The organism is Sphaerisporangium rufum (assembly GCF_016863395.1).
GTDB classification, from domain to species: Bacteria; Actinomycetota; Actinomycetes; order Streptosporangiales; family Streptosporangiaceae; genus Sphaerisporangium; species Sphaerisporangium rufum.
The window spans coordinates 74,808-96,689 of the sequence record NZ_BOOU01000076.1 but is presented as its reverse complement, the minus strand read 5'-3'; the positions used below and the strand labels follow the sequence as shown (position 1 = coordinate 96,689).

At 75.2% G+C, this 21,882-nt stretch carries 21 protein-coding genes; 8 read left to right on the top strand and 13 right to left on the bottom strand.

Translation table 11 applies throughout. The annotated features are described in order from the left end of the window. The coding region (locus tag Sru01_RS28020) for a hypothetical protein (protein ID WP_373869549.1) at positions 1–661 on the top strand (661 nt) is incomplete at its 5' end. A gap of 148 nt (positions 662–809) precedes the next feature. After that, positions 810–1,487, top strand: coding sequence for an ATP-binding protein (locus Sru01_RS28015; protein WP_239137791.1), 678 nt, complete (start codon positions 810–812; stop codon positions 1,485–1,487). 177 nt (positions 1,488–1,664) lie between these two features. Here the strand turns inward: Sru01_RS28015 and Sru01_RS28010 are convergent, their stop codons facing one another. Together Sru01_RS28010 and Sru01_RS28005 are read right to left on the bottom strand one after the other, a co-directional pair. Continuing rightward, positions 1,665–2,789, bottom strand: coding sequence for a hypothetical protein (locus tag Sru01_RS28010; RefSeq protein ID WP_203991654.1), 1,125 nt, complete (start codon positions 2,787–2,789; stop codon positions 1,665–1,667). Then, positions 2,786–3,334 (bottom strand): RNA polymerase sigma factor, encoded by a 549-nt coding sequence (locus Sru01_RS28005; RefSeq protein ID WP_239137790.1) that lies wholly within the window; start codon positions 3,332–3,334, stop codon positions 2,786–2,788. Before Sru01_RS28005 ends, Sru01_RS28010 begins: the two co-directional genes overlap by 4 nt. 113 nt (positions 3,335–3,447) lie before the next feature. On the opposite strand from Sru01_RS28005, the gene Sru01_RS28000 reads away from it, so the two are divergent. Then, a complete protein-coding gene (locus Sru01_RS28000) occupies positions 3,448–4,695 on the top strand; it encodes a hypothetical protein (protein ID WP_203991652.1) in 1,248 nt (415 codons plus the stop codon). A 254-nt stretch (positions 4,696–4,949) separates the two neighbouring features. Next, the gene (locus tag Sru01_RS27995) at positions 4,950–5,555 is read left to right on the top strand and encodes a superoxide dismutase (RefSeq protein ID WP_203991650.1); all 606 of its coding nucleotides are present in this window, start codon (positions 4,950–4,952) and stop codon (positions 5,553–5,555) included. Between the two features lie 183 nt (positions 5,556–5,738). Here the strand turns inward: Sru01_RS27995 and Sru01_RS27990 are convergent, their stop codons facing one another. Beyond that, positions 5,739–6,191, bottom strand: coding sequence for a hypothetical protein (locus tag Sru01_RS27990; protein ID WP_203991649.1), 453 nt, complete (start codon positions 6,189–6,191; stop codon positions 5,739–5,741). A gap of 181 nt (positions 6,192–6,372) precedes the next feature. On the opposite strand from Sru01_RS27990, the gene Sru01_RS27985 reads away from it, so the two are divergent. Further along, positions 6,373–6,651, top strand: coding sequence for a hypothetical protein (locus tag Sru01_RS27985; RefSeq protein ID WP_203991648.1), 279 nt, complete (start codon positions 6,373–6,375; stop codon positions 6,649–6,651). 70 nt (positions 6,652–6,721) lie between these two features. Here the strand turns inward: Sru01_RS27985 and Sru01_RS27980 are convergent, their stop codons facing one another. The 5 genes from Sru01_RS27980 to Sru01_RS27960 form a co-directional block, all read right to left on the bottom strand. Continuing rightward, the gene (locus Sru01_RS27980) at positions 6,722–7,225 is read right to left on the bottom strand and encodes a GNAT family N-acetyltransferase (protein ID WP_203991647.1); all 504 of its coding nucleotides are present in this window, start codon (positions 7,223–7,225) and stop codon (positions 6,722–6,724) included. Between the two features lie 207 nt (positions 7,226–7,432). Continuing rightward, entirely contained in the window at positions 7,433–8,401 is a 969-nt protein-coding gene (gene pip / locus Sru01_RS27975; RefSeq protein ID WP_203991646.1) for a prolyl aminopeptidase, read from the bottom strand. Positions 8,402–8,470: 69 nt separating this feature from the next. Further along, positions 8,471–9,793 (bottom strand): hypothetical protein, encoded by a 1,323-nt coding sequence (locus Sru01_RS27970; RefSeq protein ID WP_203991644.1) that lies wholly within the window; start codon positions 9,791–9,793, stop codon positions 8,471–8,473. A 309-nt stretch (positions 9,794–10,102) separates the two neighbouring features. Beyond that, positions 10,103–12,169 carry a hydantoinase B/oxoprolinase family protein gene (locus Sru01_RS27965; RefSeq protein WP_275412220.1) on the bottom strand — a complete coding sequence of 689 codons (2,067 nt, stop codon included), beginning with the start codon at positions 12,167–12,169 and terminating at the stop codon, positions 10,103–10,105. Between the two features lie 97 nt (positions 12,170–12,266). Then, positions 12,267–14,456, bottom strand: coding sequence for a hydantoinase/oxoprolinase family protein (locus Sru01_RS27960; RefSeq protein ID WP_203991642.1), 2,190 nt, complete (start codon positions 14,454–14,456; stop codon positions 12,267–12,269). A 277-nt stretch (positions 14,457–14,733) separates the two neighbouring features. Here Sru01_RS27960 and Sru01_RS27955 point away from each other — a divergent pair, with 277 nt between their 5' ends. Then, complete coding sequence (locus Sru01_RS27955; protein WP_203991639.1) at positions 14,734–15,177, top strand: SRPBCC family protein; 444 nt, start codon at positions 14,734–14,736, stop codon at positions 15,175–15,177. A 61-nt stretch (positions 15,178–15,238) separates the two neighbouring features. Continuing rightward, complete coding sequence (locus tag Sru01_RS36375; RefSeq protein ID WP_275412219.1) at positions 15,239–16,183, top strand: thymidine kinase; 945 nt, start codon at positions 15,239–15,241, stop codon at positions 16,181–16,183. A 16-nt stretch (positions 16,184–16,199) separates the two neighbouring features. Here Sru01_RS36375 and Sru01_RS27945 read toward each other — a convergent pair whose 3' ends face one another. Further along, complete coding sequence (locus tag Sru01_RS27945) at positions 16,200–17,072, bottom strand: hypothetical protein (RefSeq protein ID WP_203991636.1); 873 nt, start codon at positions 17,070–17,072, stop codon at positions 16,200–16,202. A 45-nt stretch (positions 17,073–17,117) separates the two neighbouring features. Here Sru01_RS27945 and Sru01_RS36370 point away from each other — a divergent pair, with 45 nt between their 5' ends. Beyond that, positions 17,118–17,243, top strand: a complete 126-nt coding sequence (locus Sru01_RS36370) for a hypothetical protein (RefSeq protein ID WP_275412218.1) — start codon at positions 17,118–17,120, stop codon at positions 17,241–17,243. A gap of 293 nt (positions 17,244–17,536) precedes the next feature. Here the strand turns inward: Sru01_RS36370 and Sru01_RS27940 are convergent, their stop codons facing one another. From Sru01_RS27940 to Sru01_RS27925, 4 genes are all read right to left on the bottom strand, one after another. Further along, positions 17,537–18,439, bottom strand: coding sequence for a hypothetical protein (locus Sru01_RS27940; RefSeq protein WP_203991632.1), 903 nt, complete (start codon positions 18,437–18,439; stop codon positions 17,537–17,539). A 91-nt stretch (positions 18,440–18,530) separates the two neighbouring features. Continuing rightward, complete coding sequence (locus tag Sru01_RS27935; RefSeq protein WP_203991629.1) at positions 18,531–19,268, bottom strand: SRPBCC family protein; 738 nt, start codon at positions 19,266–19,268, stop codon at positions 18,531–18,533. 254 nt (positions 19,269–19,522) lie between these two features. After that, positions 19,523–21,019, bottom strand: a complete 1,497-nt coding sequence (locus Sru01_RS27930; RefSeq protein WP_203991626.1) for a tetratricopeptide repeat protein — start codon at positions 21,017–21,019, stop codon at positions 19,523–19,525. Positions 21,020–21,099: 80 nt separating this feature from the next. Continuing rightward, positions 21,100–21,831 (bottom strand): hypothetical protein, encoded by a 732-nt coding sequence (locus Sru01_RS27925; RefSeq protein ID WP_203991623.1) that lies wholly within the window; start codon positions 21,829–21,831, stop codon positions 21,100–21,102. Positions 21,832–21,882 lie beyond the last annotated feature (51 nt).

Genomic DNA, 21,882 nt, shown 5'->3' with positions numbered 1-21,882 from the left:
CGCACAGACCGACGTCACCGGCGTCTGGGGCGTCCCCCGCCGGCGCCGCTACCGCGTCTACCTCGCCGGCATCGCCTGGGACCTCCTGCTCATGGCCGGGCTGATTCTGCTGGTCGCCTACCTCCCCCTCGCCGACCTCACCAAAGCCGTGCTGCAGGCCCTCATCGTGACGGTACTGCTGTCCATCCCGTTCCAGCTCCAGGTCTACATGCGCACCGACCTCTACTACGTGCTCCGCGACCTGCTCCGCAGCCACAACCTCTTCGACGACGGCCTCGCCTACTCCGCCTACCTCAAAGACCGCGCACTCGCCCGGCTGCGCCGCCGCCCCTTCAGCCGGCCGGACCCGACCGCCGGACTCGCCCCGCACGAGCGGCGCGCCACCCGGCTGTACGCCGTCTTCCTCATCGGCGGCGCCGCTATCAGCCTGGGCACGCTGGCCGGGTACGGCGTGCCCATCGCGCTCGGAGCGCTCGTCGGCTCGCTCGGCGCCATCGCCGGCGGGCTGAACGGCGGGCCGGTCCTCCCCGCCCTCGACTCGGCGCTGTTCCTGCTCATCGAAGCCGGCATCCAGCTGCTGTTCGCGGTCACCTTCGTCCGCACCCACCGGCATTGGTTCCGCCGCCAGGCCACCGGCGAATCGCCGCACACCTCGCGGTGACCGCACTGCCGGCCCGGCGGTGACCCGCCATGGCCCGGCCACGACACCGGCGCGGCGGTCGCCCACCGGCCCGGTCCCCGTGCCATCGCGGCACTCCAGTGACCGGCCACCCGGCAGGGCGAGAGGACGACACCGGCCAGGATGGCCGATGCCCACCCGGGACACCCCCGGGCGCTGGGACGGACCCGCCGGGGCGCCTAGCGTCGCCTCGCTGGAGACGGATGCGAGCGCGACGGAGGTCGCCTTGATGATGACCGGTGACGGCGGCCCCCGGCCGGCGGACGCGGACCGGGTGGACGACGCGGTCGGCGAACCCGCTGGAGGGGATACCGGCCGCGGCCCGCGGCCGGCGGGCGTGGAGTGGTACGAGCATGCGGCGGGCGGCGGGGACGCCGACCGGTGGCGGGTGCGGACGCTGGACCGGGCGGCGTTCCCCGCCACCGAGGCGGCGGTGGGCGAGGCGCGGCGCCGGCTGCGCACGCTGCTGGCCGGCCACCCGCGCCAGGACGACGCGGTGCTGCTGCTGTCGGAGACGTTCACCAACGCGGTGCTGCACACCCGCTCGGCGGCGATCGGCGTGGTGGTGCTGCTCGGGGTGGACGGGCACGTGCAGGTCGAGGTGGTCGACCAAGGCGCCGCCACCTCCCCCTGCGCCCGCCCGGACCCGGCCGGCGAGCCGGCCGAGTCGGGGCGCGGCATCCACCTGGTCCGGACGCTGGCCGCCCGCTGGGGCTTCTTCGCCGAACCCGGCCGGTGCGTCACCTGGTTCGCCCTCGACCGCCACCCCCTACGCCGCACCCCGCCCGGCACCGCTACCGAAGGTTGAGGGCCGCCACCTCGACCGGGGACCGCCACGCCCGGCTCTGACCCTCCCGGGCGCCCGGCCCGCCAGGGCGCGAGCAGCGGGGATGACCGGCCACCGGTTCCGCCGCCACCTCACACCGGTGATCTCGGGTGGTGGCGTCCGGGCGGGCCGCGGCGGGCGCCCGGCCCGTTCGACGGGTCACCATGCGGCCCGCAGGGCGTGCGGGCCGGGCTTGTCAACGAGATCGCCCAGCGGGCCGAGAGTGCCGCGCGTGAGGGAAAGGACCCCGAATGGACGATCGATTCCTCGCACCAGCGCCTGGCTTCCGCCGGCGTCGTACTGAAGGACGCCCAGCCACCCGGTGGTCCGGTGCAGCCTGATGGCGAACACGGACCGGATCCTCCGGCCACCGCCGGTGGTGGCGTACTCGTCGATGGAGTAGTCGAGCGCGTCCGGTGCCCGCATGGGGCCGGCGAGCACGCGGGCGCCGTCCGGGCTGATCGCCACCCCGCCCATCGTGGTCGGGATTCCGAGCACGCGCGCCTGGGACAGCAGCCCGCCCGGGCCGGACACGTCCAGCAGCCACGTCTTGTTGGCGTCCGACAGGGCGAGCGTGCGGCCGTCCGCCGTCAAGGACAGGTCGAAAATCGGATACGGGAGACCGGTGGTCCAGGTCCGGGTCACCTTGGTCGCCACGTCGACGACCGCGATCCGGCCGTCCACGCTGTAGGCGAGGTGGGTGCCGTCCGCGGACACGGCCATGGTCGCGACCTGGCCGAGGATGGGCGGAACGACGTCGCTCTCCCACTTGAAGCCCTTGCCCCGCTCGCTCACCTGGATGCGGTAGATCCGGCCGGTCGGCCGGGAACCTGGTTTCGCGCCGGAGCGGGCGACGTAGAACAGGGTGCCGGTGCCGTTGCCGGCCACCACGTACTCGTCCCCGCGCCGATGCTTCGGCAGCACCGGCGGGGCGACGTCGGTGACCACTGCGCCGGTGCGGGTGTCGCGGATCTTCACGCCGTCGTCGTCGGCGGTCATCATGAACCGGGGCGCGGGCCGCGGCGGCACGGACGGCGCGGCGGTGGCGGGGCCGGCGGGGATCGGGCCGGCGGGGATCGGGGCGGTGCGGCGGCCGGCGGTGGTGACGACCAGGCTGGTGAGCGCGACGAGCAGCGCGGCGGCCAGCGGGACCACCAGGGCGAGCCGGCGGCCGCGCGGGCCGCCCCTTACGGGCGAGGGCTCCGCCCGCAGCGAGCCGGGGGTGACCAGGTCGGCGCCGGCGGCGAAGGCGTCGCGCAGCCGGTCCTCGATCGGCGGGGTCATCGGGCTGCCTCCAGTTTCGTGGCCAGGGACGCGAGCGCCCGGGAGACGGTGGACTTGACCGTGCCGCGGCTGACGCCCATCACCTCGGCGATCTCCCCCTCCGGCAGGTCGAGGTAGTAGCGCAGCACCAGCGCCTCGCGCTGGCGGCGCGGCAGGGCGCGCACGGCCACGAACACCTCGCGGCGGGTCTCGCCGAGCAGCGCCGCCGCCTCCGCCGACCAGAACGGCTCCACCCGGTCGCCGATCAGCCGGCCGGCGATCGCCCGGCGGCGGTGCACCATCCGGCAGCCGTTCACCACACAGGTGCGCAGGTAGGGCAGCACCCGGCCGTGGTCGGCCAGCCGGTCCCAGCGCCGGTGCACCGCGGCGAACGCGTCCTGCACGACGTCCTCGGCGGTCTCCTGGTCGCCGAGCAGCAGGAATGCCAGCCGCACCAGGCCGAGCCGGTGCGCGTGGAACAGTTCGGCGATGCCGTCCGGGTCCGGTGCCAGGGGCGGCGGGGACGGCGGCGCGACGTCCGTCGCGCGTCGCGTCTCAGATCTCATGCCCTTTCCATGCGGAAGCGCCGGTTCCGGTTGCCTGGTGCCGGGCCGCCTTTCCGAACCGGAGCGGCCGCGGCGGCGTCACAGATCATGACGGTAACGGGACGGGAGGACGGGTGCGAGGAGAACGGGCCGGCGCCGGCCGGGTTGTGGGCTACTCGGTGGTGACGGCGGCGCTGGTGGCCGGCCTGGCCGCTGACCTCGCAGACCGCCCGGGCCAGGACCTCGGCGCCGGCCCGGCGGGTGACCTGGCAGCCGGCCCGCGGGTCGCCGCCGGGAGACCTGCCGGGGCGGCGGGTACCGAGGACGCCTGGCGGCTGGTGCATTCGGCGGACTACGGCGGGCTGGACGCGATCACCGGCGGGGTGATGTTCGGGCCGGCCGCCGGGTGGGCGGCCGGGCAGACCGAGGACGCCGATGACGGGCCGTCGGCGCCGGTGTTGCTGCGCTGGGACGGCCGGACGTTCCGGCGGGTCCGGGCGCCGCGCGGGCTGTCCGGCGGGATCGGCGCCGTCTCGGCCGCCGCCCCGGACGCGATCTGGGCGTCGGGCGACGACCAGACCGCCTCCTACCTGATCCGGTTCGACGGGCGCCGCTGGCGCCGGGTGCCCGGCGTGTCCCGGCAGGCGTACGGGCCGGCGGCCGTGGACCGGCGGCGGGTGCTGGTCATGGACGGGGGCGGCCCGCTGCTCCTGGACGGCGCCCGCCGGCACCGGTTGCCCCGGCCGGGCGGGGGCGCGGAGGTGCACTGGATGACCGCGGGTCCGGACGGGGACGTCTGGGCGTTCGGCGCGCTGCCCGGGAAGGGGGAGGAACCCCGGCCGCCGGTGTCGCTGCGCCTGGCGGGTGACCGGTGGCAGGTCCGGCCGTTCGCCGGCGGGCTGCCCCCGGACGCGGTGTCCTGGTCCACCGAGGTCGTCAGCATGTGCGTGCTCGCCGCCCGGGACGTGTGGGTGTTCGGCCTGCGGACCGGCGTCCAGCAGGGCCCGCCGGTCCAGCCGGGCGGGTCGGAACACCACAACGTGCGGTTCCCGGTGGCGGCGCGCTGGGACGGCCGGCGGTGGTCGCCGGTGCCGATGCCGGCCGGCTGGTGGCTGGGCGGGTGCGCCGGGGACGCCACCGGCCGGGTGCACGTGATCGCCACCCGGATGGGGCTGCGCACCCCGGGTTCGGACGCCGTGTTCAGCCGCTCCCCCGGCGGCGGCTGGCGGGTCCGGCCGCTGCCCGCGCTCCCCGGCGCGGAGATCCGGCTGCGCGCCCTGGCCACCGTCCCCGGCACCGGCCAGGTCTTCGCCTTCGGCGCGACCGAGTCGCTCGGTGACGATCCCGACGACCACTCGGTGATCTACACGAGCACCGGGTGACCGCCCGCCGGCCGGACACTCCTTCGGCCGTTAGCAGGGCTCACGGCCCCGGCCGCACCACCGTGTGGCGGGCGGCCCGCCGGGGAGCCGGCCCGGCCGGGTCCTGGGCACTACTGCACCTTTATAGTTGTTGCGAGTAGTGTGCAATAAGCTGCCGATGCGCGGCGGGTGTCTCGTCGCCGGGATGCCACCTCGCCCACGGGCGAGGCGTGAACGCACTTGTGACCATTTCGTCCCAGCACCGAGGAGACAGTGTGGGTCAGTACACGCTGCCGGATCTGCCCTACGATTACGCGGCCCTGGAGCCGGCGATCACCGGAGAGATCCTGGAGCTTCACCACGCCAAGCACCACGCCGCCTACGTCAAGGGCAGCAACGACACCCTGGAGCGGCTGGCGGAGGCCCGGGACAAGGGCGAGTTCGGCAACCTGGTGGGCTTGGAGAAGACATACGCGTTCAACCTCTCCGGCCACGTGCTGCACACGATCTTCTGGCAGAACCTCTCCCCGGACGGCGGCGACCGTCCCGACGGGGCGCTCGGCGACGCCATCACCGAGCACTTCGGATCGTTCGAGTCCTTCGCCAAGCAGCTGACCACCGCCACCAGCACGGTGCAGGGCTCCGGCTGGGGGGTGCTGGCGTGGGAACCGCTCGGACGGCGGCTGATCGTCGAGCAGATCTACGACCATCACGGGAACGTGGGCATGAACACCACGCCGCTGCTGGTGTTCGACGCCTGGGAGCACGCCTACTACCTGCAGTACCGCAACGTGCGCCCCGACTACGTCGAGAAGCTCTGGTCCCTGGTCGACTGGGACGACGTGGCCGCGCGCTACGCCCTGGCCCGCGGCACCGCCTGAGCGGTCCGCGCACCGGTGCACGTCCCGCGGGCCCCGTCTCCTTCCTTGAGACGCACTATCCGGTACCGGCCCGCGGGGCGTGCCCGATGAGCCGCGGGCGCGGGGGTGCTCACGGGCCCGGAACCTTGCCGGTGAGGATCCACCGGGCCGAGGACAATCCGCGCGCGCCGTCCAGGCCCCGGATCAGGCCGAAGGGACGAGGATCGGTGCCGGCAACCCCCGGAGTCCATGAGTGATCGCGGGAGTCGCCCCGAGCGCCGCCGCGACGACGGGATCGGTGTCGAGGAGTCGGGCCAGGTGCCACAGGGCATGCGCCACCACGTTCTCCAGGCGAAGGTGCTCAGGGGTCGGACCGGCCGGCACCGCCCCCCGGGCGATCCGCAACTCCGCCGGCGCCTCGGCGGGCTCATCGGGGTCCGGATCGGGACAGACCGCGTAGGTGAGCACCAGCCGGCCCCGCGGCTCGTAACGCCAGCTCGTGGAGTGCACCACCGTGACCTCGCTGCCGGCGTCGACCCCGGCCTGACGGCGCACGGCCGCGTCCGGCGTCTCGCCGTCGCGCAGCGCGGTCACCAGGCGGCGGTACCGCCAGCGACCGGCCTCGTCCACCCGCAGGACGAGAATCTCGATCGACAACGGCACGAGGCCGTGGCCGGGCCGGTCCTCCACGCACACCTGCCTCTCCGAACAATTGCGATCAGTATGCAGGAGCAGCAAGGTCGCGATAACACCGGGGCCTCGTTCGCCGCCGGAGCGACCGCATCGCCCGAGCCGCCGGTCCACGACCACCGTGCCGGCCCGACAAAGGGAGATTGGGATGAACGACGTCGAGACGGGCCGGCTTTTCGGGCACGCACAGCGAGCCGCCGGAGTCATCGCGGCCAAGCATCGCGGTGACCTGGCGGGCGCGGAGGCGCTGCTGTCCGCGTTCCCCGACGACGCCACCCGCGTCCGTGGATTCTGCCTGCTCGCCGAGCTGGCGCTGTCCCTCGTCCGTTCCCAGACCGGACAGAGCATGGACGAGCTGGTGCAGGAACTGTCGCTCACCATGGCCGCCGCCACCATGCAGGCGCCGCCGGACGCCGCGAGCCCCTGACCCGCCGTCCCGGCCGGGCGCGGCCGATGGCCGGCGGCCGGGCCGGGCGGCGGATGATGTGGCGGCGGAGTCAGCGAGGGCCGGCGGTGGTGAGGTCGGCCCAGGCGGTGACCTCGTCGCCGTGCACCTCCATGGTGGCGCCGAGCCGGGCGAGCAGGCTGCGGGCGGCCTGGTTGCCGGCGGTGGTGTCCGCGTGCAGGCGGGTGGCGCCGGCGGCGCGGGCCTCGGCGACCAGCAGGCCGAGCACCGCCCGGCCCACCCCGGTGCCGCGGCGCGGGCGGTCGATCCACACCCCGGTCTCCACCGCACCCGGCACGCCGTCGACCGGCCGCAGGCGGGCGGCGCCGGCCACGGTGCCGCCGGCCACGATGGCGTAGGTGGTCTCCACCGGCGTCGCCGACAGCGACCTGGCCCGGTGGAAGTCCAGGAACGCCTCGCGGCGCTCGGGCGTCCAGCCGGGCGGGCCGGCCACCGGCGGCATGACCTCCAGCGGGTCGGCGCCGGCCACTGCGGCGGCCAGCAGGTCGGCCAGCACGTCCTCGTCCAGCCGGCGCAGGGTCACGTCAGTTCGCATGCCCGCCATGCTCGCGCCGGCGGCGGCGCCGGCTCCACCCCTTTTCAGCCCGCTCTCAGCCGGTTCGCACGCCCGCCATGCTCGCGCCGGCGGCGGCTGCACCCTTTCTCAGCCCGCTCTCAGCCGGTTCGCATGCCCGCCGTACCGGCGCCGACTCCCCTTTCAGCCCGCTCTCGGCCGGACCAGGCGGCACCGGGGCGCGGCCCGTCACGGGGTCGGACCGGCGGCGAAGCGGTCGGTGGCCTCGATGAGGTGGTGCAGGATGCCGGGTTCAAGATAGGCGTGGCCGGCGTCGTCCACCAGGTGGAACTCGGCCTCCGGCCAGGCGCGGTGCAGGTCCCAGGCCGTCCGCGCCGGGGTGCACATGTCGTACCGGCCCTGGACGATGACGGCCGGGATGTGCCGGATCCGGTCCACGTCACGGAGCAGCTGGTCGCCGTCGAAGAAGCCGTTGTGGACGAAGTAGTGGCATTCGATCCGGGAGAAGGCCACCGCGTAGTCATCGGCGGCGTGCTGGGCGATGATGTCCGGGTTCGGCCGCAGGGTGACCGTGGAGCCCTCCCAGACGCTCCAGGCGTGCGCGGCCGGCAGGCGTACCGCCGGGTCAGGGTCGTTGAGGCGGCGGTGGAAGGCGCCGATGAGGTCGCCGCGCTCGCCCGGCGGGATCGGCGCGACGTACCGCTCCCACAGGTCCGGGTACACCAGCGAGGCGCCCTCCTGATAGAACCAGCGCAGCTCCAGCGGGCGCAGGGTGAAGATGCCGCGCAGCACCAGCTCGGTGACCCGGTCCGGGTGGGTCTGGGCGTAGGCCAGCGACAGCGCGCTGCCCCACGAGCCGCCGAACACCTGCCAGCGGTCGATGCCCAGGTGCTCGCGGAGGAGTTCCATGTCGGCCACCAGGTGCCAGGTGGTGTTGGCGGCCAGCGAGACGGCCGGGTCGGCGGCGTGCGGGCGGCTGCGGCCGCAATTGCGCTGGTCGAACAGCACGATGCGGTACGCCGCCGGGTCGAACTGGCGGCGGTGGTCGGGGGTGCAGCCGCCGCCCGGGCCGCCGTGCACCATGACCACGGGCTTTCCGGCGGGGTTGCCGCAGACCTCCCAGTAGATCTGCTCGCCGCCGCCCGCGTCGAGCAGGCCGGAGTCATGCGGTTCGATCGGCGGATACAGCGTTCTCATGACCAGCCATGGTGGCAGCACCGGCCGCGCCAGCCATCAGGGGCACGCCGCGACGCCGCGCGGGCACGATCAGATCAGGCTGAGATCCAGGACGGTGATCCGGCCGGGCGTGGCGGGGTCGGCCCAGCCCCACCAGGGACGAAGCTCGGCGCTCAGGTCCGCCGCCGGCACCCAGGCCGGCCTCCCGGTGACGAGGTCGACCACCACCTGGCCCGGCATTCCGGTGATCGGTGAATCCCCCGGCGCGCCGGCCTCGGGCGTGCGGAGCGGAGGCGGAGTGGGGTTGGGGGTGGGTGAGATGACGCCGGTCCCGGCATCGGGCGGCGGGTCCGCGAAGACGCCGGGCGCCGTCACGACCGCGAACCGGTCGAGCAGCAGGCCCGCGGGCAGGCCGGCGGTGCGCAGTGGCCGCTGCCCCGAGCCGTCGAGCCCGCGGGCGACCAGCCGTCCCAGCAGATCGGGCCGGCACCTGCTGATCACGTCGGCCGGTGGCGGTGACCCGGTCATGACATCGTGCGGCCGGTCCGGCTCGCCCCATTTCTGGCACACCGGGTCCCTCTCGGTGGACCTGCCGACGCACCGGGTCGGCCCGCAGAACGGCTCCTCCAGACCGGCCTCGCTGACCGGCCGGGTCGCACCGGTCTCCAGGTTCACCAGGCTCGGCGGCGGTTGCGGCGCCGCCTCAGGGGTGGCGCCGGAGCCACGGGTGGCGTGTTCGCCGAGCCCGTCGAAGGCGTCCCGCAGGTCCTCGGGGCGCTCGAGCATCGGCACGGTCCGGGTGGTGGCCCACGGCCAGTCCAGCAGGCGCAGCTTCTCGCTACCGGGCAGCACGGCGGGCCGGCCGCCGTCCAGCGGCACCCGCACCACCCCGCCGGTGGACAGGCCGAGCACCAGTCCGTCCCCGGCGAAGACCAGCCGCTCGGGCGCGGAGTAACGAAGCTCCACGGGTCCGAACCGGCCCAGCTCGACCGGCGTGCCGCCGGCCGGCGGAACCGTCCAGAACCGCACCCTGATCGAATCGTCGTCGATCCGCTCGGTGGCGGCCCAGGCGAGCCGGGTCCGGTCGGCGGCGGCGAGCGTCACGCCGGCGGCTCCGGCCGGCAGCCGGGCCACGGTGGTGAACTCGCCGGTGGCCCGGTCGTAGCGGTCGAGCCGGACGATCTTCTTGGTACCCGGCCGGCCGGCGCCGTGCACGGCGAGCACGACCCGGCCGGCACCGGCGGTGGCGACCAGCTCATGCGAGTGCCCGTCCGGAGTGCGGTCCGGCAGGTCGTACACCGCCTGCGGCCAGACGGCCCGGGCGTCCCCCGGCGGGCCGGTCACCGCCGCCCGGCCGGCCGGCGGCCGCGCCGGATCGGAGGCGGCGAGCCGGACGGCGGTCACGCCGGCCACGGCGAGCGCCACCACCGCGGCGGCGGCGATCAGCAGGAGCCGACCGCGCCGCGGCCGACCGCCCGGCTCCCCGCCTCCTTCCCCGTTCGCAGGCTCGGCCGGTACCCGCCGACCCGGCTCTCCGGTTCCGCTCCCGCCCCCGGGCCCGCCGGGCTCAGCCGGTAAGTGGACTTCCTGTCCATTGTCGATTTCGTCCCCCATGCTGTCATTGTGAGCGCCGATCCCGGTACGGCAACGGCGCCGCCCCGTTCGTGGCGCACCCGTTAGCCCGCCGAGACCGGCGTCGGCGGGAGACGCCCATCCTTGCCGTCAGAGCAGGTCGACGTCGGGGTGGGCGTGGCCGCCGGAGAGGGTGGGGTAGCCGGGGCCGCGGTCGAAGAAGGCGGGCGGGCCGGCCGCCCGCAGCTCGGCGCGCAGCGCCGCCGTCGCCCCGGCGTCCACCTCGGGCAGGCCCTCGGTCCAGACGAGCCCGGGCGGGTCGTCCGACGGTCCGGCCGGCGGCGCCTCCGGGCCGGCGGTCCCCGGCGACGCTCCCGGCCCACCCGCCGGCGGCAGATCCCGGCCGACGGCGCCCGGCGAGGTTGCCGGAGCACCCGCCGGCGGCGTCCCCGGGGTGGGGACGCCGGGCAGGGGTCCCGGGGCGGCGCCGGTCCCCTCCACCGGCGCCGCCCCGGGGCCATCGCCGCCGGGCCTCGTGGTGCGGAACACCACGCCGTAGTCGGCGCGGGCGCCGGCCGCCGACACCTTGCCGTCGCGGACGTCCGCCGCCACCAGGGCCGGGTCGCGGTCGTAAGGGGATCCCCAGCCGCCGCCCCCGGTGGTGCGGACCCGGACGATCTCGCCGGCCGCCACCGGGAAGTCGTCCACCAGCCCTTCCATGGCGCGATCGCCGACGGTGACCAGGAAGGGGCGGCCGGCCCGGCCGCCGTTCACCCCCCAGCAGGACAGGATGGACCGGTCGGCGATCGACATGAACGAGGCGTCGCGCAGCATCCGGATGTGCTTGTCGTAGCCGAGCCCGCCGCGGTGCAGGCCGGGACCGCCCGAATCGCGGGCCAGGCCGAGCCGCTCGACCCGCAGCGGCCAGCGCGACTCGGCGAACTCCACCGGGATGTTGCGCGAGTCCGGGACGACGTGGATGGTGTCCTCGCCGTCGGCGTACCAGCGGCCGCCCGAGCCGCCGCCGAGCACCTCGCGCATCAGGTACGGGCGCCCGTCGTGGTCGGTGCCGTGCACGCCGGTGTAGCGGATGGTCTCCTGGTCGGCGGGCATCCGGCCGCCGGTGGCCTTGGCCAGCACCCCGGCCAGCACGCCGAGCAGCCGCAGGATGACGAACGTGCGGGCGTTGGTCGGCGCGGGGAAGACCGGGGTGAGCAGCGTGCCCTTGCCGGGGAAGCGCATCTCGATCAGCGGGACGACGCCCTCGTTGACCTCCAGCTCGGCCATCCGCTCGGGGGTGTCGGCGAGGTTGCGCAGGATCGGCGCCAGCCACTTCTTCAGGAAGACGCCGCCGGCGTAGTCGCCGGCGTGGTTGATCGGGCCCTTGGCCTGCGGCGAGGTGCCGGTGAAGTCGATGACCAGCGGCCGGTCGGCGGCGTGGTCGACGGTGAGGGTGATGCGCTGGGCGTGCAGCCGGGGCGGGTCCACCCCGTCGTGCTCGGCGTAGTCCTCCCAGACGTGCACGCCCTCGGGGATGCGGGCCAGCAGCTCGCGGCGGAACGTCTCGGTCGTCTTGTCGATGATCGCGTCGAAGCAGGCCTCGACCGCCCCGCGGCCGTAGCGGGCGAACAGCTCGGCCAGCCGGCGGGCGCCCATCAGGCAGGCCGAGCACTCGGCGTCCAGGTCGCCGGCCAGCGAGTCGGGCATCCGGGAGTTGCGGGTCATGATGGTGAGGGCCGCCCGGTTGGGCACGCCGCGGTCCCACAGCTTGATCGGCGGGACCATCAGGCCCTCCTCGAAGGCGCTGCGCGCGTGGGAGGGCATCGAGCCGGGAACGGCGCCGCCGATGTCGTCGTGGTGGCCGAACGCCTGGACGAACGCCACCACCTCGCCGTCGTGGAACACCGGCACGGTGACGCACAGGTCGGGCAGGTGGCCGATGCCGCCCTCCGACAGGTAGACGTCGTTGTGGAAGAAGACGTCGCCGGGGTTCATCTCCTCGATGGGGAAGTCGCGGACGATCGGCTGGACCAGCGCGGAGTAGGAGCGGCCGGTGAGCTTGCGCAGCCGCACGTCGTGGATGCCGGCCCGGAAGTCGTGCGCGTCGCGGATCATCGGGGACCGGGCGGTGCGCGCGATGGCGGTCTCCACCTCGGCCTCCACCGAGGCCAGCGTGCCCTCGACGATCTCGACCAGCACCGGGTCCGCCGCGGTCATCCGGCCACTTCCCTTCCGCTCCCGCCGCCGGCCGGCTTCCCCGCGGTCTCGCCCGCCAGGCCCGGCTCGCGCCCGCCACCGGTCTTGGTGGCCTCCTTCACGATCCCACCCCCGGGTCCGGCTCGTGCCCCCCACCGGCGCGGGCCGCTTGACGCTCCTCGGCCGGCGGGCCGCCCGAACCCTGGTGGCCCGCACCTGAGCGGCGGATCACCAGGTTGCCGTGCGCGTCGGCCTCGGCGGTGAAGCCGGGGTGCAGCGGCAGCGTGGAACCGTACTCCTCGATCACCGCCGGCCCGGCCACCAGGTCACCGCGCCGCAGGTCGGCGCGGCGGTACACCGGGGCGGTCACCCAGCCGGCCTCGAAGCAGGCCCGCCGCTCCCCCACCGGCGCCGGCCCTCCGCCGTCGCGGGCCGGCAGCGCGGGGACGGCCGGGCGGGTGATCGGCCCGATGCCCGACACCCGGAGGTTGACCCATTCGACGGCGTGCCGGGGGTCGTCGCGGTAGGAGTAGCCGTACAGCCGGTGGTGGGCCTGGTGGAACCGGTCGAGCACCTCGGCGCGCCAGGCGCCGTCCACCGGCCCGGCCGGCGCGGGCACCCGCACCTCGTAGGCCTGGCCGTAGTAGCGCAGGTCGGCGCTGCGCGCGTGCACGTGCCGCCCGGCCGGGAAGCCCTCGCGGTCCAGCGCGGCGGTGGCCTGCTCCTCCAGGCCGGCCAGGACGGCCGCCGCGGCGGCCGGGTCCAGGTCGCGGGTGACGTGCGTGCGGACGTAGTCGTTGCGCACGTCCACGGTGAGCAGCCCGAACGCCGACAGGTTGCCCGGATCGGGCGGGATCAGCACGGCGGGCGGCGACAGGATGTCGGCCAGCCGGCAGGCCAGCAGCGGGCCGGAGCCGCCGAAGGCGACCATCGGGAAGTCGCGCACGTCCAGCCCGCGCCGCACGGTGATCCGGCGGATGGCGTTGGACTGGTTGAACGCGCTGATCTCCAGGATGCCGGTGGCCGCGCGCTCGGGGGTCAGGCCGAGCCTGCCGGCCAGCGCCTCGATGCCGGCCCGGGCGGCGGCCGCGTCCAGCGGGATCTCGCCGCCGAGCAGGTAGGGCGGCACCCGGCCGAGGAAGACGTGCGCGTCGGTGACGGTCACCTCGGTGCCGCCGCGGCCGTAGCACAGCGGCCCGGGGTCGGCGCCGGCCGAGCGCGGCCCGACCTTGAGGGTGCCCTCCGGCGAGATCCAGGCGACCGAGCCGCCGCCTGCGCCGACGGTGACGATGTCGATCATCGGGATCTTGCACGGGTACCGGCCGACCGACCCCTCGGTGGTGAGCGACGGCTCGCCGTCCACCACGACCGCCACGTCGGTGGAGGTGCCGCCGCCGTCCAGGGTGATCACCGACGGGTGGCCGGCGGTGCCGGCGACCAGCGCGGCGCCGAGCGCGCCGGCCGCCGGGCCGGACAGCACGGTGGTGATCGGCTGGTGGACGACCTCGGCGGCCGACATCACCCCGCCGTTGCTCTTCATCACCGAGAAGGGCCGGTCCAGGCGGGCCGACAGCCCGGCCAGGTAGCGGCGCATCGTGGGCTTGACCGCCGCGTCCACCAGGGTCGTCACCGACCGCTCGTACTCGCGGTACTCGCGCAGCACGTCGCTGGAGATCGACACGACCGCCTCGGGGTGCTCGCGGGCCAGCACCTCGCGCATCCGCCGCTCGTGCCCGGGGTCGGCGTAGGAGTGCAGGAAGCAGACGCCGATGGCGGTGATGCCCTGGTCGCGGAACCAGCGGGCCGCGCGCACCGCGCCGTCCTCGTCGAACGGCCGCACCTCGCGGCCGAGGTGGTCGAGCCGGCCGCCGACGGCGCGCACCCGGTGCACCGGGACGATGCGCGGGGGTTTGACCCAGAAGTAGGAGTTGCCGTAGCCGTCCGGGACGCTCTGCCGGGCGATCTCCAGGATGAACTCGAACCCCTCGGTGATGATGAAGCCCAGGTCGACCGGCCGGTCCTCCAGCAGCTGGTTGGTGGCCACCGTGGTGCCGTGCACGATGCCGGCGACCCCGGCGAGGCCGGCGCCGCCATCACCGTCCGCGCCGCCGGCGCCGTCCGGGCCGTCCGTGTCTTCGGTGAGGCCGGCCAGGGCGAGCACCTTGCGCACGCCGGCCAGGAACCCCTCCGCCGGGTCGGCCGGCGTCGAGGGGGTCTTGGTGGTGATGATCTCGCCGGTCCGCTCGTCCACCGCCACCACGTCGGTGAACGTGCCCCCGGTGTCCACCCCGATCCGGACGCTGCGCATGCCTCAAGTGTCTACTGAACCGCGCCCACCTCGGAAATCAGCAACTCCTGCCAAGGAAACCCCGCTCCCTCGACACATCCCGACCTACCCGCGCCCCACCGCCGGAGCGCTCCGAGACGCAACCCGACGGTTGCACCATCGGTGGGTGCCCGCTACAGTGATGCGCAACCAAAAGGTTGCACTTGAGAGGCCGGCCCGGGTGGCGTGGCCATCTCTCCGCCCGGCCCGCGCCCATCTCCATGGCCGCGCCGGGCACGACACGGAACGGGGATCGAAAATGGTGGACATCCTGCACAGGGTCGCGATGAAGGTGCCGGCGGCCGAGGTCTACCGGGCGCTGACCACCACCGAGGGGCTGGCCGGCTGGTGGACGACCGACACGCAGGCCGACGGCGACGGCGTCGGCGGCGTGCTCCGGTTCCGCTTCCAGGCCGGTGGGTTCGACATGAAGGTCCTGGAGCAGCATCCCGGCAAGCGGGTGCTCTGGGAGGTCGTCGAGGGCCCGGCCGAGTGGATCGGCACGCACGTGGACTGGGCGCTGAACCAGGACGGCGAGTACACCGTCATCCTGTTCAAGCACGAGGGCTGGCGGGAGCCGGTGGAGTTCATGCACCACTGCAGCACCAAGTGGGCGACCTTCCTGCTCAGCCTGAAGTCGCTGGTCGAGACCGGCAAGGGCATGCCGGAGCCGGACGACATCAAGATCGACAACTGGAACTGACACCCCGGGGCACCCCCGGGGCACCGCCAGGTGCCGGGCGGGGTCGCTAGGCTGGCGCGTCGTGACCGATCTGACCGTCCAGCCGCCCCGCGCGTCCGGCCCGGCCGCCGGGCCCGCCGCGCTCGCCCCCGCCGAGCCGCCGGTCGCCCCGGCCGAACCGCCGGTCGCGCCCGCCGGATCCTCGATCACGCCCGCCGAGCGCTCGGCCGACCTGGCTGGGCCGCCGGTCGCGCCCGGCGGGTCCTCGCTCCCCCCGGCCGCTCCCGCGGCCGCGTCCTCGCTTCCCGCGGCCACGTCCTCGCTCACTCCGGCCGGGTCGCCGGTCGCCCTCGCCGGGCCGGCGCCGCTCGCCGCGCCCGCCCCGGTGACCGTCGCGGGTTCCGGCACGCCCGCGGCGACGCTGAAGTTCTTCTATGGGCCGATGGACTGCGGCAAGTCCACCCTGGCGCTGCAGATGAACTACAACCACGCCCGGCAGGGCCGGCGCGGCCTGGTGCTCACCAAGCACGACCGGTCCGGCGGGCCGCGGGTCACCAGCCGGATCGGCCTCGGCCTGGACGCCGTCGAGGTGATGGACGACCTCGACCTGACCGGCCTGGTCCGGGCGCACGAGCGCATCGACTACCTGATCTGCGACGAGGCCTGCTTCTACACGGTGGCGCAGATCGAGCAGCTCGCCGACCTGGTGGACGAGCACGGGGTGGACGTCTACGCCTTCGGGCTGGCCTCGGACTTCCGGTCGCGGATGTTCCCGGCGGCGCAGCGGCTGTTCGAGCTGGCCGACGAGGTGTGCCGGTTGCAGGTCGAGGTGCTGTGCTGGTGCGGGCGGCCGGGCCGGCTGAACGCCCGGGTCGTGGACGGGGTGATGGCACGCACCGGCGAGCAGGTGGTCATCGCCGACACCGACGGCGCGCAGGTGCACTACCGCGTGCTGTGCCGCCGGCACCACCGCGCCGCCGAGCTGGGCGGCGAGCACCCGGCCGAGATCTCCCCGGTCCCGGCCTGACCCGCAGGTCGGCGCGTCAGCGGAGCGGGTGCGAGCGGCTGCGCCAGGCGAGCACCAGCATGCCGCCGATGGCGACGGCCAGCAGCCCGCCCGCGGCGGCCGCGAGGTCGCGGCCGGGCATGAGCTCGCCGCGCGCGATCGGCGCTGTCCTCGCCGCGCACGCGTCCCCGGCTCGCGCCGAGCACAGGTCGTCGACCGCCGCGACCGGCCGGACCAGCGGCAACCGCACCGGGATGCCACCGGCCGTCGCACCACCGGCCTGGACCTCGCTCCCGGCGACACCGCTCAGCCGCTCATCACTACTCGCGACGCCGGACATCGGGATGTCACCGGTCGGCACGGTGCTCACCGGGAGGCCGTTCCGGGCGGAATCGGCGGTGCGCAGCGCCGCGACGCGGGAGTCCATCCGCAAGGTCGAACCGGCGAGCCGCCGGGCCCCCTCGGCCACCCCCAGCGCGCCGGCCTGCAGCGGCCGGTCGTTCGTGGCGCGCGCCACCCCGAAGGCCAGCCGGCCGGCCAGCTCGGCCAGTCGCATGATCCGCGCGGCCAGCGCGTGCGTGTCATCGCCGGTCATGGCCTGGTCGGCGTGCGCCGTCCGGGACAGCAGCCCCGCGGCGTCCCCGGCGACGGCGCCGGCGTCCCGGGCATACGGCCACGACGGCCCGTAGAGCCGCCGGATGTCGCGGCGCAGTTTCCGCAGGTGCCCCTGAAGGTAATAGAGGTCATCGGCGATATCCGCGATATCGTCAAGAATGGCCTGGACAGCCGGCGGAACCGGCGGATAGGGCTGCGCGCGCACCGCGGCGGTGGCGGCGGGGATGCCCGGCGACAGCGGGCCTGCCGCGATCAGCAGCGCGACGAGCAGGCATTTCAGCGGTCTTCTGGTCATCACCGGCTCCGTGGGTTCGACGACAGGGCCGGTGCCGGCGCCGCGGTGGCCGACACCGTCATCGACGCTACCGACCGGCCGCCGGCGGAAATCTACGAAATCAGCAGCATCGACAACTGCTTGCCCAATTTTTCACCCTGGCCGCCCATCAATTCCCGCTATTTCCCGTGAAACTTAGGACCTGATTGTGAAATCCGGATATTCACCACACCTCCTACAGTAAGGGGCGACAGCCGGCTCCCACCGCCTTTCCGCAGGCCAGGATGGCGATACGCCCGACGGTGGCCGGCGTGGTGCCGGGGGCGTCGGCGGCATGGCGACAAAGCCGGAGTCCTCGACCGTGGACGGCAGCCGCTCGGCGGGCCGGCCGGAGGAGTACGCGCCGTCGTCGTCGATGGTCGACCGAGAACGCCGGCACCCTCCGGGAGACGGCTCGCCCGGTTGGACCGGCCAGGACCCGCGGGTCAGGAGGCGGCGGTGATGTCGTCCAGGCGGTTGGCCAGCTCCAGCGGGTCACCGCCGACCAGCGCGGCGGCGGCGCGCCACCAGGCGAACCACTCGCCGCTGCGCCACATCCAGTCCACCCGCTCGATCGCGGCGATCACGTCGCCGCGGTCGTGCCAGCGGTCGCCGGCCTGGGCGGGGGTGGCGCCGTGGCGCAGCGCCCAGCGGCGCAGCGTCTCGGCGCCGCGCGGGTCGACCGGGACGGCGTAGGGGTCGGGGTGCTCGCCGGGCAGCGGGTGCGGGCCGAGCCCGGCGGCGACCCCCCAGCTCCACTGGGCCTCGGCCGGGCCGGAGTAGCGCAGCGAGGCGAAGTCGAGATCGGTGCCGGGGGCGCCGTCCGGGCGCCGGGCCACGACGGCGTCCACCCGCCCGCCCGCGTCGAACGACACCACCAGCCGCCGGCCGGGCTCGGCGTCCGCGGGCGGCTCGACCCGGTCCTCGGCCTGCCAGGAGTTCAGGTCCACCGCCGCCGTCGCCGGGCCCCAGGCGGCGTCCGCGGTGTCGTCGGCGATCCAGGCGGCGAGGGTCTCCAGCAGGGTCAGGTCGGTCCACGGGTCGACGGCGGTGCCGGTGGCGAGCACCTCGTCCGGAGCGGGGATCTTGCCGCCGCGGCCGGCCGACCACCAGCCGGCACCGAGGGCGGCGGTGCCGACCACCAGACCGGCGACGGCCGCCAGCTCGCCGGCCCGCCGGGTCAGGTGAGCGCCGCGGGCCAGGTCGGCGCACCGCGCGGCGCGGGCGTCTCCGAGGACGTCGCCGGCCCGGCGCAGCAGCGACCCGGCCGTGGGCCGCTCCTCCCCCAGCAGGTCGCGGACGAGCCGCCGGGCCTCCGTTCGAGCGTCCTCCGCACGGAACTCTCGCATATGGCCAACGTTACGCCGGTAGATCCGCTTACGCGAGATTATGTAACGACCTCGGCATATAACACAATTGGTGTGGTCCGGTCACGGATCGTCAGCGGCGGCGGCCAAGCAGCCAGCCGATGACCGCGCTGCCGAGTGCGACGCCCGCGCCCATTCCGAAGGCCGTCAGCACCGGCCACACCGGGGTGCCGGCCCGGCGATCCGGGGCCGGCCGCTCGAAGACCTGGCCGGCCGCCACCCGCGTCGGGTCCGGCCCGGTGACCGCATCCGAGGGACGCACCACCTCGCCGCCCGCCACCTCGCCGCCCGCCACCACGCCGCCCGCGGCGCCGCCGGCGACGCCCGCCACCGCGAGCCCGCCGGCGCCCGGCAGGCCCGCTCCGGCGGCGGGGGCGGCCAGGTGGCGCTCCACGGCGGTGAAGAACTCGCCCGCGGTGCGCTTGGCGACCGAGCCCAGCATCCGCTGGCCCACCCCGCCGATCATGCCGCCCACCACGGCCTCGGCGTCGTAGTCCACCCGGGTGCCGCCGCCGTCGATCTCGCTGAGCCGGATGCGCACCGTGGCGTCCACGGTGCCGGGCGCGCCGGCGCCGCGGGCCCGCAGGGTGAACCGCTCGGGGGCCTCGGGGTCGGACAGCGCGACCTCGCCCTGGTAGACGCCCTTGATGGACGCCACCCCCGCGTTCACCGTCATCCGGTAGGTGTCCGCACCGGTCGCCTCCAGCCGCTCGCAGCCGGGAATGGTGCGGACCAGCACGGCCGGATCCCGCAGGGCCTCCCACACCCGTCCCCGGTCCACCCCGACCACCGCACTGCCGACGACCTTCATGGGCACCTCCGATGCCGAGAGACTAGGGACCCGCCCGCGGCGCGGATAAGGGCGACTTCTGCCCGCCGGCCCCGCCGGGCCTCGTCAGTTCTTGCCCGCCCCGGCCCGCAGCGATCACGCTAGCAGCAGGCGCCGGTGCCCGAGCGCGGAGTGCCCGCGACGGCCTGAGCGGGCGCGTACGGTCACCGGGGTGGACCTCGGGCCCGTCGCCCGCGCTCCCCCGGCGCCTTGATCCGGCCCGGACGGGCGAGAGGCTAGCCGCCGGGGGTGGTGGGAAGGCCGAGGGCGGCGGCCAGGGAGTCGACCTGGGCGGCGAGCGCCGGGTCGGCGGCGACCAGGGTCCGGACCCGGGCCAGCCGGTCGCGCACCTCGGCCCGGTCGAACCCGGGCCGGCCGCGCACCTCGTTGCGGATCTCGCCCAGCTCGGCGAGCGCCGCGCCCTGCCGGCCGCGGGGCAGGTCGCCCTCGCCGACCTCGCCGGCCAGGTCCTCCAGCCGGCCGACGATGTGCCCGTTGACCGACACGTGGTCGATGCGGGCGTTGTCGCCGGTGTTGATGTTGAGGGCGTGCCCGGTCCCGCGATGATCGTCGGCCATCTGGCGTCCTGTCCCGGCGACGCCGGCGGCGGGGGCGGCGTGCGCGGTGTAGGCGAAGTCGACGCCCGACACGCTGGCCCCGTGACCGGCGACGATGCCGTGGTAGAAGTGGTTGTTGACCGCCGGTCCGCGGTCGGCCCGCGCCTGCTGCCAGGTGGCCAGCCGGCGTCGCAGCTCGATCTGGTCGATCAGCCGGGCGTCGCGCATCACGGTCAGCAGGTGGCTGCCGTACTCGCTGGCCTGCGCGGCGGCGATCAGGTGGGCGATGAGGTGCTGGTCGGCTGGACGGATCCGGGCCATCGCCTCGCGGGCGTGCCGCTGGAAGGCGTTGAGGTCGCCCAGCTGCTCGTCGAGAGCCAGCTGGTTGACCGGCGGATAGGGACTCTCCGGGCAGAGCGCCGCGGCGGCGTCCAGGTAGTGCCGGGCCCGGTCGTACTCCCTGGGCGCGTCGAGCGCGATCAGCGCCGCCTCCACCAGCAGTGCCGCGGCGGCGGTCCGGGCGGCGAGGTCGGCCTGGCCGGGCGGGGCGAGCACGGCCCGGCCCTGTTCCAGCAGCCGGTAGGCGGCCGGCCGGTCGCGTTCGGCGAGCAGCCGGCCGAGGGCGAACCAGACGTGCACCAGTTGCGGCCGGTGGGCGAGCACGACGTGGAAGGCACGCTGAGCCCCCGCCTCGTCCCCCGTCTCCATCAGGCAGACGGCGAGGTAGTACCAGGCGCTCGGCCCGGGCTCGGCGCCGGGGTCGGGCAGCTCGCCGACGATCGCGGTCAGCGCGGCCACCGCCGCCGAGTAGCGTCCGGCCATCATGTCCAGCCGGGCCCGCAGCACGATCAGGTACGCGCGCACCCGCGGGTGGTTCCCGGCCGCGGCGGCGACCCGGTCCAGCGCCAGCGCCGCGTCCGACAGGTTGATCCCGTGGTCGATCCAGATCTGCGCGACGCCGATCAGCGCGGCCGGCTCGTCCGGCGCCACCTGCAGCAGCTCGCCGTACCCGTACAGCGCCGCGTCGAACCGGCCGGCGGCGTGGGCCCGGGTCGCCTCGGCCAGCTTCTCGGCGTGCTGCCGTCCCGCCTGCCGCAGCTGGGTGGACGCCCGGTACGCGCGCAGCGCCCGGACCGCGGCCAGGCCCGCCGCGGCCAGCAGCGGACCCGCGTTCACGGCCGTGCCCCCGCCGGCCGGAAGCCCATCATTCTCTTACCTCCCGAGGGATGGGGCGGGCCGCCGGGGGCGGCCGCCGGTCAGTACTCGTCGATGTTGACGATCGAGGGAAGCCGCACCCGGCGGCCCCGCCCGGCGGGCACCGCGGGCGCGCCGGGCACCGCGGCGGCCCCCGGGTCGGCGTCCGGGACGCTGATCCAGGCGGGCATCTCGATGTCCTTGGCGTGCACCAGCACCCGCTGGAACAGGTGCCTGCGCAGGTCGCGGTGCTCGTGCTCGATGACGTCCTCGAACAGCTGGGCCGAGACGATCACCGCCAGGTCGGCGTCGGGGTGGTGGGTGAGCGCGCCGCGCAGCTCGTCGCTGTCGCGCAGCCGGCAGACGGTGTTCACCGCCCGGCCGACGAACCCGTTGTCGCCCACCTGGGTCGGCCCCTGGTGGAAGGCGAGCCGCAGCCGCAGCCGCACCGGGGCGCCGGTGCCCAGGTGGCGGTTGTGCTGGTGCAGCGCGATGCGCAGCTCGCCGATCAGGCCGGCGATGACGCGCGCCTCGCTCACGCCGGCGGGCAGCAGCAGGAGCAGCCCGTCGCCCTGCTCCTGGCGGAACATGACGGTGGCCGGGCCGCCGCCGCCCGCGTGCGCGGCGCGCTCGGCGACCAGCAGCCGGTCGAGCCCGGCCTCCCGGCCGGCCGCGGCGACCACCTCGACCAGGCGGCGCTGGATCTCCCGCTGTTCGGGGTCGGTGCGCCTGCTGTACCGCTCGACGTCGAGCGCGACGCACAGCCGGCGTACCTCCCCGCTGAGGTCGTTCACCGGTCTTCTCCTTCCAGGCGGACGTCGGGACAGCTCAAGGGTCGGCGGCCG

Coding starts and splice junctions, on each gene's coding strand:
- Sru01_RS28015 (WP_239137791.1), top strand. CDS start 810: ATGCCCACCCGGGACACCCCCGGGCGCTGGGACGGACCCGCCGGGGCG.
- Sru01_RS28010 (WP_203991654.1), bottom strand. CDS start 2,789: ATGACCCCGCCGATCGAGGACCGGCTGCGCGACGCCTTCGCCGCCGGC.
- Sru01_RS28005 (WP_239137790.1), bottom strand. CDS start 3,334: ATGAGATCTGAGACGCGACGCGCGACGGACGTCGCGCCGCCGTCCCCG.
- Sru01_RS27985 (WP_203991648.1), top strand. CDS start 6,373: ATGAACGACGTCGAGACGGGCCGGCTTTTCGGGCACGCACAGCGAGCC.
- Sru01_RS27980 (WP_203991647.1), bottom strand. CDS start 7,225: ATGCGAACTGACGTGACCCTGCGCCGGCTGGACGAGGACGTGCTGGCC.
- pip (WP_203991646.1), bottom strand. CDS start 8,401: ATGAGAACGCTGTATCCGCCGATCGAACCGCATGACTCCGGCCTGCTC.
- Sru01_RS27965 (WP_275412220.1), bottom strand. CDS start 12,169: ATGACCGCGGCGGACCCGGTGCTGGTCGAGATCGTCGAGGGCACGCTG.
- Sru01_RS27960 (WP_203991642.1), bottom strand. CDS start 14,456: ATGCGCAGCGTCCGGATCGGGGTGGACACCGGGGGCACGTTCACCGAC.
- Sru01_RS27955 (WP_203991639.1), top strand. CDS start 14,734: ATGGTGGACATCCTGCACAGGGTCGCGATGAAGGTGCCGGCGGCCGAG.
- Sru01_RS27945 (WP_203991636.1), bottom strand. CDS start 17,072: ATGACCAGAAGACCGCTGAAATGCCTGCTCGTCGCGCTGCTGATCGCG.
- Sru01_RS27940 (WP_203991632.1), bottom strand. CDS start 18,439: ATGCGAGAGTTCCGTGCGGAGGACGCTCGAACGGAGGCCCGGCGGCTC.
- Sru01_RS27935 (WP_203991629.1), bottom strand. CDS start 19,268: ATGAAGGTCGTCGGCAGTGCGGTGGTCGGGGTGGACCGGGGACGGGTG.